Annotated in this window: 17 protein-coding genes and 1 other RNA gene; 4 read left to right on the top strand and 14 right to left on the bottom strand. The window is 57.1% G+C overall.

What is annotated here, in order from left to right; genetic code table 11:
* Window position 1: 1 nt before the first annotated feature.
* The 9 genes from mraY to rsmI form a co-directional block, all read right to left on the bottom strand.
* The gene (gene mraY, locus AUC61_RS05615) at window positions 2-1,084 is read right to left on the bottom strand and encodes a phospho-N-acetylmuramoyl-pentapeptide-transferase (protein ID WP_027900240.1); all 1,083 of its coding nucleotides are present in this window, start codon (window positions 1,082-1,084) and stop codon (window positions 2-4) included.
* Complete coding sequence (locus AUC61_RS05620; protein ID WP_243244876.1) at window positions 1,084-2,454, bottom strand: UDP-N-acetylmuramoyl-tripeptide--D-alanyl-D-alanine ligase; 1,371 nt, start codon at window positions 2,452-2,454, stop codon at window positions 1,084-1,086. The genes mraY and AUC61_RS05620 overlap by 1 nt, the downstream gene beginning before the upstream one ends.
* Window positions 2,447-3,910: a UDP-N-acetylmuramoyl-L-alanyl-D-glutamate--2,6-diaminopimelate ligase gene (locus AUC61_RS05625; RefSeq protein ID WP_243244878.1), complete on the bottom strand. Its 1,464-nt coding sequence runs from the start codon at window positions 3,908-3,910 to the stop codon at window positions 2,447-2,449. The genes AUC61_RS05620 and AUC61_RS05625 overlap by 8 nt, the downstream gene beginning before the upstream one ends.
* Window positions 3,910-5,646 (bottom strand): peptidoglycan D,D-transpeptidase FtsI family protein, encoded by a 1,737-nt coding sequence (locus tag AUC61_RS05630; protein WP_243244880.1) that lies wholly within the window; start codon window positions 5,644-5,646, stop codon window positions 3,910-3,912. Before AUC61_RS05630 ends, AUC61_RS05625 begins: the two co-directional genes overlap by 1 nt.
* On the bottom strand, window positions 5,643-5,936 hold the full coding sequence (ftsL, locus tag AUC61_RS05635) for a cell division protein FtsL (protein ID WP_122662710.1): 294 nt from the start codon (window positions 5,934-5,936) through the stop codon (window positions 5,643-5,645). The genes AUC61_RS05630 and ftsL overlap by 4 nt, the downstream gene beginning before the upstream one ends.
* Window positions 5,933-6,874: a 16S rRNA (cytosine(1402)-N(4))-methyltransferase RsmH gene (rsmH, locus tag AUC61_RS05640; RefSeq protein WP_243245310.1), complete on the bottom strand. Its 942-nt coding sequence runs from the start codon at window positions 6,872-6,874 to the stop codon at window positions 5,933-5,935. Before rsmH ends, ftsL begins: the two co-directional genes overlap by 4 nt.
* 2 nt (window positions 6,875-6,876) lie before the next feature.
* Window positions 6,877-7,332, bottom strand: a complete 456-nt coding sequence (gene mraZ / locus AUC61_RS05645; RefSeq protein WP_004881513.1) for a division/cell wall cluster transcriptional repressor MraZ — start codon at window positions 7,330-7,332, stop codon at window positions 6,877-6,879.
* A 306-nt stretch (window positions 7,333-7,638) separates the two neighbouring features.
* An RNA gene (gene rnpB, locus AUC61_RS05650) (RNase P RNA component class A) lies at window positions 7,639-7,998 on the bottom strand.
* A gap of 72 nt (window positions 7,999-8,070) precedes the next feature.
* Complete coding sequence (rsmI, locus tag AUC61_RS05655) at window positions 8,071-8,943, bottom strand: 16S rRNA (cytidine(1402)-2'-O)-methyltransferase (protein ID WP_279290925.1); 873 nt, start codon at window positions 8,941-8,943, stop codon at window positions 8,071-8,073.
* A gap of 286 nt (window positions 8,944-9,229) precedes the next feature.
* Here rsmI and AUC61_RS05660 point away from each other — a divergent pair, with 286 nt between their 5' ends.
* From AUC61_RS05660 to AUC61_RS05675, 4 genes are all read left to right on the top strand, one after another.
* The gene (locus AUC61_RS05660) at window positions 9,230-11,044 is read left to right on the top strand and encodes a penicillin-binding protein activator (RefSeq protein ID WP_243244882.1); all 1,815 of its coding nucleotides are present in this window, start codon (window positions 9,230-9,232) and stop codon (window positions 11,042-11,044) included.
* Window positions 11,045-11,416 (top strand): YraN family protein, encoded by a 372-nt coding sequence (locus tag AUC61_RS05665; protein WP_243244884.1) that lies wholly within the window; start codon window positions 11,045-11,047, stop codon window positions 11,414-11,416.
* A gap of 176 nt (window positions 11,417-11,592) precedes the next feature.
* On the top strand, window positions 11,593-12,186 hold the full coding sequence (locus AUC61_RS05670; RefSeq protein ID WP_243244886.1) for a phosphoheptose isomerase: 594 nt from the start codon (window positions 11,593-11,595) through the stop codon (window positions 12,184-12,186).
* A complete protein-coding gene (locus AUC61_RS05675; RefSeq protein ID WP_122662725.1) occupies window positions 12,183-12,761 on the top strand; it encodes a BON domain-containing protein in 579 nt (192 codons plus the stop codon). Before AUC61_RS05670 ends, AUC61_RS05675 begins: the two co-directional genes overlap by 4 nt.
* Before the next feature lie 65 nt (window positions 12,762-12,826).
* Here the strand turns inward: AUC61_RS05675 and AUC61_RS05680 are convergent, their stop codons facing one another.
* The 5 genes from AUC61_RS05680 to petA all read right to left on the bottom strand — a co-directional run bounded on the left by AUC61_RS05680 (window position 12,827) and on the right by petA (window position 16,686).
* Entirely contained in the window at window positions 12,827-13,240 is a 414-nt protein-coding gene (locus AUC61_RS05680) for a ClpXP protease specificity-enhancing factor (protein ID WP_243244888.1), read from the bottom strand.
* A gap of 17 nt (window positions 13,241-13,257) precedes the next feature.
* Window positions 13,258-13,875 carry a glutathione S-transferase N-terminal domain-containing protein gene (locus AUC61_RS05685; RefSeq protein ID WP_122662729.1) on the bottom strand — a complete coding sequence of 206 codons (618 nt, stop codon included), beginning with the start codon at window positions 13,873-13,875 and terminating at the stop codon, window positions 13,258-13,260.
* Between the two features lie 224 nt (window positions 13,876-14,099).
* Window positions 14,100-14,882: a cytochrome c1 gene (locus AUC61_RS05690; protein WP_243244890.1), complete on the bottom strand. Its 783-nt coding sequence runs from the start codon at window positions 14,880-14,882 to the stop codon at window positions 14,100-14,102.
* Window positions 14,882-16,093: a cytochrome b gene (locus AUC61_RS05695; RefSeq protein WP_243244893.1), complete on the bottom strand. Its 1,212-nt coding sequence runs from the start codon at window positions 16,091-16,093 to the stop codon at window positions 14,882-14,884. Before AUC61_RS05695 ends, AUC61_RS05690 begins: the two co-directional genes overlap by 1 nt.
* Complete coding sequence (gene petA, locus AUC61_RS05700; protein WP_243244895.1) at window positions 16,093-16,686, bottom strand: ubiquinol-cytochrome c reductase iron-sulfur subunit; 594 nt, start codon at window positions 16,684-16,686, stop codon at window positions 16,093-16,095. The genes AUC61_RS05695 and petA overlap by 1 nt, the downstream gene beginning before the upstream one ends.
* Window positions 16,687-16,843 lie beyond the last annotated feature (157 nt).

Here is a 16,843-nt window from a genome sequence, read left to right on the forward strand (position 1 = left end):
TCTACCTCAGTTTCAGCGTGGCAAGACCGATCAACACGAGAATCACGGTGATGATCCAGAAACGGACAATCACACGCGGCTCGGGCCAGCCTTTGAGTTCAAAGTGGTGGTGGATCGGCGCCATGCGAAAAACGCGGCGGCCGGTCAACTTAAAGGATGCAACCTGAATGACGACTGACAGGGTTTCCATCACAAACACACCGCCCATGATGAACAGAACGATTTCCTGACGAACGATGACCGCAATGGTGCCCAGCGCTGCACCCAATGCCAGTGCGCCGACGTCACCCATGAAGACCTGGGCCGGATAGGTGTTGAACCATAGAAACCCAAGCCCGGCACCGATCAACGCACCGCAGAACACAATGAGTTCGCCTGCGCCCGGTACATAGGGGATCAGCAGGTACTCAGCGAACTTCACGTTGCCGGACAGGTAGCAGAAGATACCCAGCGCACCGCCCACCAGTACGGTTGGCAGAATGGCCAGGCCGTCGAGGCCATCGGTCAGGTTGACTGCGTTACTGGAGCCGACGATCACGAAATAGGTCAGCACGATGAAGCCGATGCCCAGCGCAATACTGGCGTCTTTGAACATCGGAATGATCAGTGTGGTTTCTACGGCCGAAGGCGCGGTCACATACAGGAAGATCGCTGCGCAAAGACCAAACACCGACTGCCAGAAATACTTCCAGCGACTCGGCAGGCCTTTCGAGTTCTTTTCGATGACTTTGCGGTAATCGTCCACCCAGCCGATACCACCAAACAACAGTGTCACCAGCAGCACCACCCACACATAGCGATTGCTCAGGTCAGCCCAGAGCAACGTGCTGATGCCAATGGACGACAGGATCAACGCCCCGCCCATGGTCGGCGTACCGGATTTGGACAGGTGAGACTGCGGCCCGTCGTTACGCACGGACTGACCGATCTGGCGCATCTGCAATGCACGGATCATCCAGGGCCCCAGGCACAGCGACAGCGACAATGCAGTAAGCACGCCGAGGATCCCGCGCAGGGTCAGGTATTGGAAGACCGCGAAGCCTTTGTGGAACTGTTGCAGAAACTCGGCCAGCAGCAGCAGCATTAATGTGTCTCCAGGCTAGAACCGCATAGGGCGGCAACGACGTTTTCCATCGCAGCGCTCCGCGAGCCCTTGATCAATATTGTGGTTTGAGGATTCTGCTCGGCGCCCAGCGCAGCGATCAGGTCAGTCTGATTGGCAAAATGGCGCGCATGCTCGCCGAAGGCCTTGACTGCGTGGGCCATCAACGGACCAACGGCGTATAGCGCCGACACTTTGCCCGCGGCATAAGCCCCGACATCGCGATGACCTTGTTCGGCCCAGTCGCCCAGCTCGCCAATGTCGCCGAGGACCAGCACGGTGCGGCCAGGGAAACCGGTGAGGATGTCTACGGCAGCATTGATTGAGCTTGGGTTGGCGTTGTAGGAGTCATCAATAACGCGCACACCATGGAGACCCAACTGCGCAACTGTGCGGCCTTTGACAGGCTGGACAGCGTTGAGCCCGGAAACGATACCGGCCAGATCAACGCCCATGGCATGACCAGCAGCCGCAGCAGCCAACGCATTGGCCACGTTATGCACGCCCAGCAGATTGAGTTGGACCGGAGCCGAGCCCAGCGGGCTCTTCAAGATAAAGCCGGGGCAACCCCGAGCATCGAGAGTCAGCTCCTGCGCATGGAAGTCGGCGCTCTGATCCGCAATCGCGAAGCTCACGATGCGGCGATCACCTGCACGGGCTGCCCAGATCGGGAAAGCCTTGTCGTCTTTGTTAAGAACAGCGACGCCAAAGCTGTCGAGTCCTTCGAGAATCTCGCCTTTGGCTTCAACTATTTTGTCAGGTCCGCCGAATTCGCCGACGTGAGCAGTACCCGCGTTGGTAATCAGCGCCACGTGAGGCTTGGTCAGACTGACAGTGAAGGCGATTTCGCCTACACGAGACGCACCCATTTCAATCACGGCAGCCGAGTATTCAGGCGCCAGTTCAAGAAGGGTAAGAGGCACGCCCAGTTCATTGTTCAGATTGCCACGGGTAGCCAGGACCGGCCCCTTGGTGCGCATGACGCTGGCGAGCATCTCTTTGACAGTAGTCTTGCCGCTGGAACCGGTAATCGCTGCCACCGGCTTATCGACGAAAGCATTGCGGTTGAGCGCACCCAGTTGGGCAAGCGCCTTGCGGGTATCGAGTACCACCAGTTGCGGCAGCACAGCATCCGGAATTTCGCGCTCGACCAATGCCGCTACAGCGCCTTTGGCTGCAACTTGATTCAGGTAATCATGGCCATCAAAACGCGGGCCTGTCAGGGCTACAAACAGCTGACCGAGCCTGATAGCGCGGCTGTCGATACTCACGCCATCGAACGTGCGATCGTCACCCACAAGACGTGCATCAAGCACAGTGGTCAATTCACTGAGAGATAACGGCCTAAGCATGGGTTACCTCCCACGCGGCCAACGCCTTGGCAGCTTCTTCCAGATCGGAAAATGGCTGGCGCTCGCCGTTGATTTCCTGATAGTCCTCGTGACCTTTGCCAGCGAGCACAATCACATCGCTGGCCGCAGCGCCGGCAATAATCTCGGCAATCGCCTGACCGCGACCTTCTACAAAACGGATATTTTGTGCTGCGCTGAAACCCTGACGAATATCATCGAAGATTTGCGCGGGGGCCTCGGTACGCGGGTTGTCGTCGGTGACAAGCACGCTGTCGGCCAGGCGCTCGACGACCTCGGCCATCAACGGACGCTTGCCGCGGTCACGATCGCCGCCACAGCCAAACAGGCACGATAAACGCCCCTTGGCATGAGGACGCAGCGCAGTCAGTACTTTTTCAAGCGCGTCAGGGGTGTGGGCGTAATCGACCACCACCAGCGGCTTCTCACCACCGCCCAGACGCTGCATACGCCCTACCGGGCCTTCCAGCTTCGGCAGCACCTTGAGGATTTCGTCCAGCGCATAGTCCAGGCCCAGCAATGCGCCAACGGCAGCCAGTACATTGCTCAGGTTGAAACGGCCCAAGAGGCTACTGCGCAACAAGTGCTGACCTTGCGGTGTAACCAGAGTGGCGCGCACGCCTTCGTCGTCGAATTTCGCATCGCGGCAATACAGATAAGCGCTGGAGTCTTCCAGGCTGTAGGTGATCAGCCGGGACTCGCGCTTTTCAGCTGCCAGAGTGCGACCGAACTCATCATCGATGTTGATCACCCGGCAACGCAGGTCGGACCAGGCGAACAGCTTGGCTTTCGCCGCGCCGTAAGCTTCCATGGTGCCGTGGTAGTCCAGGTGGTCACGGGACAGATTGGTCAGTACCGCGACATCAAAGGCCAGAGCCGTTGCTCGGCCCTGATCCAGACCATGGGACGAAACTTCGATTGCGACTGCGCGTGCACCGGCCTTTTTCAGGTCAGACAGTGTTGCCTGCACCGCGATAGGGTCCGGAGTGGTGTGCCGACCGCTCTGCAATGAGCCGTAGAAGCCGGTACCCAACGTCCCGACAATGCCGCAATGCTGACCCAACAAGTCCAGCGCCTGCGCGACCAACTGGGTCACGCTGGTTTTGCCGTTGGTGCCCGTCACGCCAACCATATTCAGGCTGCGGCTCGGGTCACCATAAAAACGCCCGGCAATATCCGACAACTGAGCAGCAAGGCCTCTGACCGGAATCATCGGTACATCAGTAAGCGGCAATACTTTCGCGCCTTCAACTTCATAGGCCACCGCTGCGGCACCATGCGCCAAAGCGTCGGTGATGTGATCGCGACCGTCAAAGCGGCCGCCGGGAACGGCGAGAAACAAATCGCCGCCGCGCACTTTACGGCTGTCCAGCGTCAACTCGCGAATCTGCAGATCGCTGGAAGCATGGGCAAAAATCTTGTTCAGGCTGGACGACATCAACCACGCCCTCCTTTAACGACGGGTGCTGCATTGACCTGCTCCGGCGGAATCGGAGCCAGGTTGTCAGGCGTCACGTTCATCAGGCGCAATGTGCCGGACATGACCTTGCTGAAAACAGGAGCAGAAACCAGGCCGCCGTAGTAGCCGCCTTTGCTTGGCTCATCAATCACGACAACCACGGCATAACGCGGGTTGCTCATCGGACCGAAGCCAGCAAACAGCGAGCGGTAGGAGTTCTCTGCGTAACCCTTGGTGCCGACTGAGGTTTTACGCGCCGTACCACTCTTGCCAGCGACGTGATAGGAGGGAACGCGGGCACGATAAACGCCGCGTGAGTCTTCGATCACAGCCTGCAACATGGTCTGCAAGGTCTTGGCCGTCGCTTCCGGAATGGCCTGAGTCGCGACGGGAGGGTTGTCACTTTTCAAGATAGTCAGCGGCACGATGCGGCCATTGTTGGCAATGGCGGCGTAGGCATGAACCAGCTGCAAAGCCGTCACCGACAGGCCGTACCCGTAAGATAGCGTTGCAGTTTCAGCCTTGCGCCACTCACGGTAGTTCGGCAAGTTACCCACACGTTCACCGGGGAAGCCCAACCCTGTGTACTGGCCCAGACCTACACGCTGCATGGCCTGGAAGATCGCTTCGCCGCCCACATCGAACGCGACTTTACTCATGCCGACGTTACTGGAGTTGATCAGAATTCCAGTCAGATCGAGGACCGGCCCTTCGGTCTTGGTAACGTCACGGATCGTGTATTTACCGATCTGCAAGGTGCCTGGATAAACCTCGACCTTGTCAGTCGGTTTCCAGCGGCCACTGTCCAGCGCGGCGGTCATGGAGATCGGTTTCATGGTCGAGCCTGGCTCGAACACGTCAATGATCGCCCGGTTACGCATCGCTGCCGGAACCATAGTGCGGCGATTATTCGGGTTATAGGTTGGCGAGTTGACCATCGCCAGCACCTCACCGGTTTTGACGTCCATGATCACCATGCTGCCTGCTTTGGCTTCGTTCTCGACGATTGCGTTACGCAGTTCGCGAGTGGCCAGATATTGCAGGCGTAGATCAATAGACAAAGCCAAGGTCTTTCCAGCCTTGGCGTTTTTGGTGACCTGAACGTCTTTGATGAGTCGTCCGCGCCTGTCCTTGATGACCTGTCTTCTGCCGGGCACACCAGCAAGCCAGTCGTCGTAGGCAAGTTCGACACCTTCGCGACCGTGATCATCCAGGTCGGTGAAGCCGACCATATGTGCAGTGACATCGCCTGCCGGGTAGAAACGGCGGAATTCTTCGATGCCGTAGACGCCGGGCACTTTCAAATCCAGAACAGCCTGACCATGCTCAGGCGTCAGGCCACGAACCAGATAGATGAATTCCTTACCGGCTTGCGAGTCGAGTCGCTCGGCAAGAGCCTTGGGGTCTTGCCCCAACGCCGTGGCCAGAACCGCCCACTTGCTCTTGTCCTGCTGCATTTCTTTCGGGTTGGCCCACAGCGTGGTTACTGGAGTGCTGACAGCCAGAGGCTCACCGTTACGGTCCGTTATCAGACCGCGATGCGCCGGAATTGGAATATGTCGAAGACTGCGCGCGTCACCCTGTTCCTTCAGGAAGGTGTGATCGATCACTTGCAGGTCGATGATGCGCCAGCAGATAGCAGCTACCAGTGCCAGCAGTAAGCCGACGACTACGCGGAAGCGCCATGGGTAAAGTGCGCCGTCGAGCTTCATCATGGCGCCACCATCCGGACTTCAGCTGCGCTGGGGATGCGCATCTTCAGTTGTTCAGTGGCCAGGGTTTCGATACGGCTATGTGCTGTCCAGGTGCTCTGCTCAAGAATCAGACGACCCCATTCAGCCTGCGCCTTGTCACGCACGCTCAGCTCGGAGTACAGCGAGTTGAGCAACTGACGATTCCAGTGCGCGCTGTATGACACGCCAATCGCCGAAACAAGGACAGCAACAAACAGCAGCAGCATGAAGAAGCTGCCACCTGGCAAAGGCTTGAGGAACAAGCGGCTCACCTGAGCTTCTCCGCTACACGCATGACGGCACTGCGCGAACGCGGATTGGCTTTGGTTTCTTCGTCCGAAGCGAACTGGGCTTTGCCGATAAGCCTGATTTTGGGCTCGAAGGCCTTGTACTGGATCGGCAGGTTACGCGGCATATTGTCCGCCTCACCCTTGACGAGTTTGCGCATGAACAATTTGACGATGCGATCTTCCAGCGAGTGAAAGCTGATAACGACCAGACGACCACCGACTTCCAGCGCATCAAGTGCGGCCTCAAGACCGGTTTCCAGATCGCCCAGCTCGTTGTTGACGTGAATGCGCAGCCCCTGGAAAGCACGGGTCGCAGGATTCTTGCCTTTTTCCCAAGCAGGATTGGCTACCTTGAGGACTTCAGCCAGATCGGCAGTTCGCTCGAACGGCTGTACTTCGCGGCGCGCAACGACGGCGCCCGCCATGCGCTTGGCGAAACGCTCTTCACCGTATTCCTTGAATACCCGGGCAATTTCTTCGACTGGCGCAGTGGCGATGAACTCGGCAGCACTGATGCCTCGTGTCGGGTCCATGCGCATATCCAGCGGGCCGTCATTCATGAAACTGAAGCCGCGCTCGGGATCATCCAGCTGAGGTGAAGAGACGCCCAGATCCAGCAGGATTCCGCTGACCTTGCCTGCAACCCCGCGTGCTTGAGCCTCCGAGCCCAACTCGGCGAAGCTACGCTGCACAATGACAAAGCGGCCGTCTTCGGCCGCTAGCGCTTGCCCGGTGGCAATTGCTTGAGGATCCTTGTCAAATCCTAGCAATCGGCCATCAGGGCCAAGCTTCTGTAACACCAGTCGACTATGCCCGCCGCGCCCGAACGTGCCGTCCATATAGCAGCCATCAGCGCGCACCGCGAGAGCCTCTACGGCTTCGTCGAGCAGTACGGTGATGTGGGTAAAGCCGCTAGTCATAGTCACAGGATCAGATCACGTAATTCATCAGGCATCGCGCCAGGTTGTTGAATGGCCGCCAGATCCGCATCAGCAAGAGCGTTCCAGGCGTCCTCGTCCCACAGTTGAAACTTATTAAGCTGGCCCACCAGCATCACGCGCTTATCCAACTTGGCATATTCGCGAAGACGCGGCGGCACCAGAAAGCGCCCGCTGCCATCCAGCTCCAGATCAACCGCGTTACCGATCAGCAAACGCTGCAAGCGACGGTTTTCTTCGCGGAAAGTCGCAAGCTCACGCAATTTCGCCTCGATCAGCTCCCATTCGGAGAGCGGATAAAGGCACAAGCAAGGGTCAACGGCGTCAATGGTCACGATCAATTGGCCGGCGCTACGCGAATCCAACTCGTCACGGTACCGGCTCGGCATAGCGAGACGGCCCTTTGCATCGAGATTGATTGCGTTTGCACCACGAAACACAGGCGCTTTCTCCGAATTCTAACTTTTTGCGTTAAAAAAACCCACTTCACGCCACTTTCTGCCACTTGCGCACACTATAGGAACCCGCCCACCACACCGTCAAGGCACGGTCTTAAGGAAAACCCTTACAGAACTGGGATTTAGGTGCGATATCGGACGGTTAGCGCGAATTTCAGGAGGGGTCTTACGGAAAAATCCGACACAGCACAAAAGGCTGCGCAGCGAACTTAAAGTGATTTATGAGGTTTAAGATTTTTTTGATATTACGAGGGGTGTAATGCTGCTGAAACGAGAGGGGATAAAAAGGTGGAGAGTCGATCTGTAAGCCGGGTTCTGTCGAGGACAGTCATTCCTCTACGACGGCCATCACTGGACGTCTTTAGCAACCTACCCGGTTCCAGCGCGGGCCACGCCTAGGAACCCTATTTGGTCTTGCTCCGAGTGGGGTTTACCTTGACCACGAACTGTTGCCAGACGTGCGGTGCGCTCTTACCGCACCTTTTCACCCTTACCGGCGCCGAAGCGCTTAGGCGGTTATTTTCTGTGGCACTTTCCGTAGGCTCACGCCTCCCAGGCGTTACCTGGCACTCCGCCCTATGGAGCCCGGACTTTCCTCCCCCCCTTAATTGCGAACAAGTAAGAGGCAGCGACTGTCCAATCGACTCTCCGCCGACAAGGTTAGCGGCACAGCCCACTCAGAACAAGCTTTAAAACGTCGCAGAGCTGCGCCGCAGGGATTTATTCGCCCTTTTGCTTGTCTAGCGCCACCTGATAAAGCAGATTCTTACGCACCCCGGTAATTTCCGCCGCCAGCGCAGCAGCGCGCTTGAGTGGCATCTCATTGAGGAGCAGGTCCAGAACACGTCGAGCTTCACTGCCAATAACGTCTTCGTCCTCAGGCTCAGTCCAGCCCGCAACCAACACTACGCATTCACCACGCTGTTGATTGCTGTCGCTTTCTACAAACGCCCGCAGCTCTGCCAATGGCAAACCTTTGAGCGTTTCAAATGTTTTGGTCAGTTCGCGAGCCAGCAGTGCGGGACGCTGCCCACCAAATACCAACTCAAGATCCTGCAGACATTCAAGAATCCGATGCGGTGCTTCATAAAAAATCAGCGTGCGCGGCTCTTCCTTCAGCAACTCCAGTCGAGCGCGACGCCCCACTGCCTTGGCAGGCAGGAAGCCCTCAAAGATAAACCGGTCAGACGGCAGCCCTGCCGCCGATAACGCGGCGATCAATGCGCAAGCACCCGGTACAGGCACAACAGCGATACCAGCAGCACGCGCCTGCCGAACCAGGTGATAGCCCGGGTCAGAAATCAGCGGCGTTCCCGCATCCGATATCAGCGCGACGTTATCGCCCGCCAGCAAGCGGGTGATAAAACGACTGCCTTCCTCACGTTCGTTATGCTCATGACACGCGGCCAACGGAGTAGAAATACCAAAATGCTGCATCAATCGTGAAGAGTGACGCGTATCCTCGGCAGCGATCAGCGCCACCTCGCGCAACACCTTCAACGCCCGCACGCTCATGTCATCCAGATTGCCGATTGGCGTGGCCACTACATAAAGCGAGCCCGCGGCGGAATTCAAAGCAACTGGAGCAGTCAAAGCGCAGACCTCATGATTTGTTACCCTTTAAGGGCGAAGGTCATCATTGTACAGACTACAACCGCGACCAATGCCCCACAGACCTATGGAAGACCTGAAAAAAGGGAGGAAAAGTCATGATGGGCACCCGACACCTGTCAGCGCAACACTCTCATATGGACCGTATCGCCACGTTTAATCGGGCACTGCCTGCCATATCACAGCTTTAAATGTTAACGACGTCGCACCCATGCCAGTGCTTGGGTACAATTCCCCGCTAATTTGCTCGAGTATCAGGAACATACACATGATCGCTTGCCTGCGGCTGTTCTCTGCCCTCTGCCTTGCTGCCCTGTTGGCGGCTTGTGCCAGCTCGCCTTCGTCCAGCCTTGGCGAACTTCCACGCACCCCTGACGCCAGCATCGAGCAATTGCTCGACCAGGCGGCCAGCGCAAAAACGCCGGATCAGGCAGCCCTGCTCCGACTCAGCGCTGCGGACATGGCCAATCGGCAGAACAATCCTGGCCGCGCGGCGCAAATCCTTGCGCAAGTGCAGATTGAATTGCTCAAGCCGGGCCAACAGGTCTTTGCCGCTACCCTCGATGCCGAATTGGCGATGGGGCGTAATCAGCCAAAAGCCGCACTGACCGCGCTCAGCCACCCAAGCCTGCAGCGTCTGGGTGAACTGTCTGTCGAACAGCAGATCCGCACCCACACGGTCCGTGCCCGCGCACTCGAAGCCGATGGTCAGGTTCTTCCTGCAATCAGCGAACGTGTCTTTGTCGGCCCGCTACTTCAGGGGAGCGACCTGAGCGCCAACAACGACGCGATCTGGAAACTGGTCGCGACGCTGCCTCCAGAGCAATTGCAAAGCACCGCAACCGACGATTTGGGCGGCTGGCTGAGCCTGGCGCGCAGCATCAAAGGTGCTGGCACCCTTGAGCAACAACAAGCCGCTATTGATACGTGGAAAGCACAGAACCCTAAACATCCTGCTGCCATCCAGCTGCCTGCGACACTGGCGCAACTGCGTGCGCTGACCAGCGAGCCGCTCACCAAAATCGCCCTGCTGCTGCCTCAGGAAGGCCCGCTCGCCGCCGTTGCCAAAGCACTGCGCGAAGGTTTCATGGCCGCTCACTATCAAGCGCAGCAGGCGGGTCAGAACCCTCCTGCAATTCAGGTCTTCGACAGCTCTCGTCTGACCTCGATGGATGAGTTCTATCGCCAGGCTCAAGCAGCCGGTGTGCAACTGGTCGTGGGCCCGCTGGAAAAACCACTGGTCAAGCAACTCAGCAGCCGCCCGCAATTGCCTATCACCACCCTCGCGTTGAACTACAGCGACTCAGGCCCTGAAGGCCCACAGCAACTGTTCCAGTTCGGCCTTTCCGCGGAAGACGAGGCCCGTGAAGTTGCTCGCCGCGCCTGGGCTGACGGCAAACGCAGCGCGGTTGCCATGGTGCCCAAAGGCGAATGGGGTGATCGGGTCCTCGACGCTTTCCGCCAGAGCTGGCAAGCCAAAGGCGGCAAGTTGATTGCCGCAGAACACGTCGACCAGCCTGTTGCCCTGGCGCAGCAAGTTGCCGACCTGTTCCAGCTGCGCAATAGCGAAGGCCGTGCACAACGCCTGCAGAGCACCGTAGGCACGCAAGTTGCCGCGCAGCCAACGCGTCGCCAGGACATTGACTTCATGTTCCTTGCCGCCACACCACAACAGGCTCAGCAGATCAAACCGACCATGGTCTTCCAGTACGCTGGTGATGTTCCGGTCTATGCCACTTCGCACCTGTTCACCAACAGCAACGATCACGCGCAGTACATGGATCTGAATGGCGTGCGCTTCTGCGAAACCCCTTGGCTGCTTGAAGCCAATGATCCGCTGCGTCAGCAAGTCATCGCCCAATGGCCTCAAGCCTCCGGCAGTCTGGGTCGCCTTTATGCAATGGGCGTCGACGCCTATCGTCTGGCACCGCGCCTTGGCCAACTCAAAACCATGCCTGAAAGCCGCATCGATGGCCTGTCCGGTAGCCTGAGCGTCAACCCGGCTCGCCGTGTGGAACGCCAACTGCCCTGGGCTGAATTCGTTGACGGTAAAATCCAGCGTCTTCCGGATACCGCTCCGTAGATGTCCGGCAACACCCGTCAAATCGCAGGGCGCGAGGCTGAAGCCTGCGCCCTGCGGCATTTACAGCAGCAGGGATTGCAGCTGATCGCACAGAACTGGTTATGCAAACGCGGCGAGCTTGATCTGGTCATGCTCGACGGGGATACAGTAGTATTCGTCGAGGTTCGCTACCGCCGCCATTCAACATGGGGCGGAGCTCTGGAAAGTGTTGATTTTCGCAAGCAGCAAAAGCTGGTTCTGGCGGCACAATTGTTCCTGCAGAACGAAACACAATGGGCAGATGCTGCATGCCGCTTCGACGTCGTCGCTATTGAAGGTGATCCGCTTGACGGCCCACCCTTGAACTGGATAAAGCATGCATTCGAATGCTGATCCCCACGGCATACGGACGATGCAGGCAGACCGCAGCACCGTAATGCCGTTTCATGCCACACGCCACCCAATACAGATTTCGCTTTTCGCTTTGCGGGCTGCACAGCAATGCGCCAGGAGCCTCCGAGCTCAGCGCACCCGGTCAGCCGCGATACGTTCTAATTAAGGTCACCCAGATGGACATGCAATCCCGAATTCGCCAGCTTTTTCAGGCCAGCATCGATACCAAGCAGCAGGCGATGGAAGTCCTCGCACCCTACATCGAGCAAGCCAGCCAGGTCATGGTCAATGCACTGCTCAACGAGGGCAAAATGCTCGCTTGCGGCAACGGCGGTTCGGCTGGTGATGCACAGCACTTCTCATCGGAGCTGCTTAACCGCTTCGAACGTGAGCGCCCTAGCCTGCCAGCCATTGCACTGACCACTGACAGCTCGACGATCACGTCGATTGCCAATGACTACAGCTACAACGAGATCTTCTCCAAGCAGATCCGTGCGCTGGGCCAACCGGGCGATGTGCTGCTGGCAATCTCCACCAGCGGGAACTCTGCAAACATAATTCAAGCGATCCAGGCCGCACATGATCGCGAAATGATTGTCGTAGCATTGACGGGACGCGACGGCGGCGGCATGGCCTCGCTGCTTTTACCAGAGGACGTGGAAATCCGCGTACCGGCGAAAGTCACCGCACGAATTCAAGAAGTCCATCTGCTGGCGATTCATTGCTTGTGCGATTTGATCGACAGCCAACTGTTCGGGAGTGAAGAATGACCGTTAATCGTCTCAGCCTGCTGGCACTGACCCTGTGCGTAAGCCTCAGCGGATGTAGCTCGGTGCTGACTGCCACACGCGACAACCCGATCGAAGATGATCGCGGCACGCGCACATTCGGCAGCAAAATCGATGACTCACTGATCGAAACCAAGGCAGCCGTGAATATCGCTAAGGCGAGCCCTGATCTGGACCAGAACTCGCACATCGTCGTCACCAGCTACAACGGCATCGTGCTGCTGGCCGGTCAGACACCCCGCGCAGACCTTAAAGCCCTGGCCGAAAAAGAAGCCAGCGGTGTCCAACGGGTGAAGAAGGTCAACAACGAGCTGCAAGTCATGGCGCCTTCGTCATTGCTGGCCCGTAACAATGACGCCTGGCTGACCACCAAAATCAAAAGCCAGATGCTGACAGACAGCGCCATTCCTGGCTCGCGCATCAAAGTCGTTACCGAAAACGGCATCGTCTTTCTGCTCGGCCTGGTAACCCAGCAGGAAGCCACTCGCGCGACCAACCTCGTACAGAGCGTGTCTGGCGTGCAGAAGATCGTGAAGTTGTTCGAGTACATCGACTGACACCAGCCATCCTGCACACATGAAAAAGGCGACCCTGAGGTCGCCTTTTTTTGTGCACGAGACGTTTACTTCACCACTTTCAGACTCGGCCGACCGCTTGGACGCGGCGGTTCGGTGCCCGGTGGCGGAAGATCATCGTCCGGATCAACACTGTCATCATCCTCGAAAGGAGGCTCCAGCTCGAAAACCATACCCTGACCATTCTCCCGGGCATAAATACCCAGAATTGCCCCTACAGGGACGTACAGGGTATGCGGAACGCCGCCGAAGCGACCTTCAAAACTGACAGCGTCGTTGTCCATGTGCAAATGACGCACAGCAGACGGAGAAACGTTCAGGACAATCTGCCCATCATTGGCAAACCCTTGCGGGACCTGCACGGATGGGCATTCCGCATTAACCAGCATATGCGGGGTGCAATCGTTATCGACGATCCACTCATAGAGAGCACGAATCAGATAAGGGCGACTGGAGTTCATCAACGGCTCCTTAGGCCTTAGCGCATGTCACGTTCGGCAGCAGACAGGCTTGCCTGGAATGCCTCACGCGCAAATTGGCGCTCCATATAATCAAGCAACGGCTTGGCAGGCCGCGGCAACTCGATACCCAAGACAGGCAAACGCCAGAGTATGGGCAATAGACAGCAGTCAACCAGACTTTGCTCGTCACTGAGGAAAAAAGCTTTCTCGGCAAAGAGTGGTGAAACGCCGGTGAGGCTTTCACGCAGCTCTTTGCGGGCCACTACACGAGCCGACTCCTTGCTGCGCGGATCCAGAATCAGGTCCACCTGAGCACACCAGTCTCGCTGAATCCGATGGATCAGCAAACGACTGTTGGCACGCGCCACTGGGTAAACCGGCAGCAACGGTGGATGCGGATAACGCTCATCCAGATATTCCATCACCACCGTCGACTCGTACAACGCCAGATCACGATCAACCAGGGTTGGCACGCTGCCGTATGGATTCACCTCGATCAACTTCGCCGGATGAGTCCCCGACACAACATCAATGATCTCGGCGCTGACACCTTTCTCGGCGAGCACAATGCGCACGCGGTGGGAATAGTGGTCGGCGGGGTCGGAGTAACAGGCCAACCGATTGGTCACGCCCATGGCGGTCCTCCTCGCTTGTTGAATTTATCGAAATACACAAAAACGGAAACGCCCTCGGACGCCTCCGACAACAACCGCATTGAGGCAGTGGTCATCGCGGGCGACAAGATAGCTCATTTACGCACAGTAAATTCTGCAATCTTGCCGTCACAATCACTTTTGCCCTGCATTTGTCGCCTAAAGAGGCGCCCGAAGGCGCAGGTGTTACATCAGCGTTACAACAATCAGTGAACGTCCTTCCAGTATTCGCGCTTGAGCAAGTAGGCAAAGACAAAGAAGAAAGCCAGATACAGCAACACGTACGTACCTATACGCTGATGCTGCAGCTTCACCGGGTTAGCCGAATAAGCGAGGAAGGTCACCAGATTCTTGATCTTCTCGTCGAACTGGGCCTCAGTCAGGGTGCCTGTATTCGGAACGATGGTCAGTTGATCGCAGGCTTCATGTGTCAACGGCGCACCGGTCAAAGGGTCGTACTGCTTCTTACCCTCATCCACCAGCTGAATCTGTTTGCATCCGATGACCTGGCGACCTTGCAGGCCAACCAGCACATTCGGCATGCCCACGTTCGGGAAGACCGTGTTATTCACGCCCCATGGACGCGCCTTGTCCTCATAGAACGAGCGCAGATAGCCGTATAGCCAATCCGTGCCGCGAACCCGTGCCACCAGCGTCAAGTCTGGCGGAGCAGCGCCAAACCAGGCCTTGGCGTCTGCAGACTGCATACCGATGTTCATGTGGTCGCCGATCTTGGCCCCCGTGAACACCAGCTTTTCCAGCATTAACTCGTGCGGTATACCCAAGTCATCTGCAACGCGCTCGTAACGCTGGAATTTAGCGCTGTGACAGCCCATGCAATAGTTGGCGAATGTCCGCGCACCGTCCTGCATAGCGGCCTGATCAGACACATCGATGTCGACGCTTTCCAGCTCGGGACCACCATGCTCCGCAGCAATAGACAGCATCGGCAGAGCCGCAAGAATCAGTACAGCCAATAGCTTTTTCATCAGCCAGTCACCCTTTCTGGAACCGGTTTGGTCTTCTCGAGCCGGGTGTAAAACGGCATCAGAATGAAGTAGGCGAAGTACAGGAACGTACACACCTGCGACAGCAACGTGCGCCCAGGCGTAGGCGCAAGAACGCCCAGCACACCAAGAATCACGAAGGACACACAAAACACCAGTAACCAGATTTTGCTCAGCCAGCCTTTGTAGCGCATCGATTTGACAGGGCTTCGGTCCAGCCAGGGCAGTACAAACAACACAGCAATCGCAGCCCCCATGGCCATCACCCCCATCAGCTTGTCGGGGATGGCACGCAAGATTGCGTAGAACGGCGTGAAGTACCAGACCGGCGCAATATGCTCAGGCGTCTTGAAGGCGTTCGCTACCTCGAAGTTAGGTTTTTCGAGGAAGTAGCCACCCATTTCAGGGAAGAAGAACACAATGAAGCAAAACACGAAAAGGAACACCACGACGCCCACGATATCCTTGACCGTGTAGTAAGGATGGAAAGGAATGCCGTCCAGCGGAATGCCGTTTTCATCTTTGTGCTTCTTGATATCCACCCCGTCAGGGTTATTCGACCCCACCTCATGCAGCGCGAGAATGTGCAGCACGACCAGCCCCAGAACAACGATGGGCAGTGCAACCACGTGCAGCGCAAAGAAGCGGTTCAGGGTAATACCGGAGATCAGGTAGTCGCCGCGAATCCATTGCGTGAGGTCATCACCAATGACCGGAATGGCGCCGAATAGCGAGATGATCACCTGCGCGCCCCAGTAGGACATCTGCCCCCAAGGCAGCAAATACCCCATGAATGCCTCAGCCATCAGCGCCAGGTAGATCAGCATGCCGAAGATCCACACCAGCTCACGGGGCTTTTGATAAGAACCATAAAGCAGGCCGCGGAACATGTGCATGTAAACGACAATGAAGAATGCCGAAGCACCGGTGGAGTGCAGCAAGCGCAAAATCGAACCGTATTCGACATCGCGCATGATGCCTTCAACAGAGGCGAACGCCTCTTCTGCTGACGGCGTGTAGCTCATCGTGAGCCAGACACCGGTCAGGATCTGATTGACCAGCACTAGCAGGGCAAGAGAGCCGAAGAAGTAGAAGAAGTTGAAGTTTTTTGGCGCGTAATACTTGCTGAGATGGTCTTCCCACATTTTTGTGGCGGGAAAACGAGCATCAATCCAATCCATGAACTTGCTCATCACGCGTTCTCCTGATCGACGCCAATGACAATAATATTGTCCGACTCATAGGAATGCGGCGGCACTGGCAGATTCAAAGGTGCAGGTTGAGCTTTATAGACGCGGCCAGCGAGGTCGTAATGTGAGCCGTGACACGGACAGAAATAACCACCAACCCAATCCTTGCCCAGATCGGCTGGCGCTACTTCAGGACGGAAAGTCGGAGAACACCCCAAGTGGGTGCAGATACCGATCAACAGCAGTATTTCGGGCTTGATTGATCGTACAACGGGGTCAACGTAAGTGGGCTGAACCGAACTCCTGGATTCGGGATCTGATAGCTGGCCTGTAATCTTGCCAAGATTGCCCAATATCTCTTCGGTACGACGAACGATGAAGACCGGTTGACCGCGCCACTCAGCAATCATCTGCTGTCCTGCTTCGATCTTGCTGATATTCACCTTGACCGGTGCGCCTGCGGCTTTCGCCTTGGCACTGGGGAACCATGACCCTACGAACGGGACCGCAGCCCCCACCGCTCCTGCTGCACCAACCACAGATGTGGCTGCCACGAGGAAGCGACGCCGGCCTGCATTCACGCCGTCATTGCTCATTCCGTCCTCTCCCATCAGCTATGTGGCCTGTTCGATCAGGCGTCTAATTTGAAAATTTAAGTATCTAAATTTTGCCGAATGGTAAATAGAAACCCTTCAAACTACAAGGGCATTACTTTTCCCGAAAAGCCGAAGGCCTTGTAATCCGGGGCCTGCG

This window comes from Pseudomonas maioricensis (genome assembly GCF_022790535.1).
Taxonomy (GTDB): domain Bacteria; phylum Pseudomonadota; class Gammaproteobacteria; order Pseudomonadales; family Pseudomonadaceae; genus Aquipseudomonas; species Aquipseudomonas maioricensis.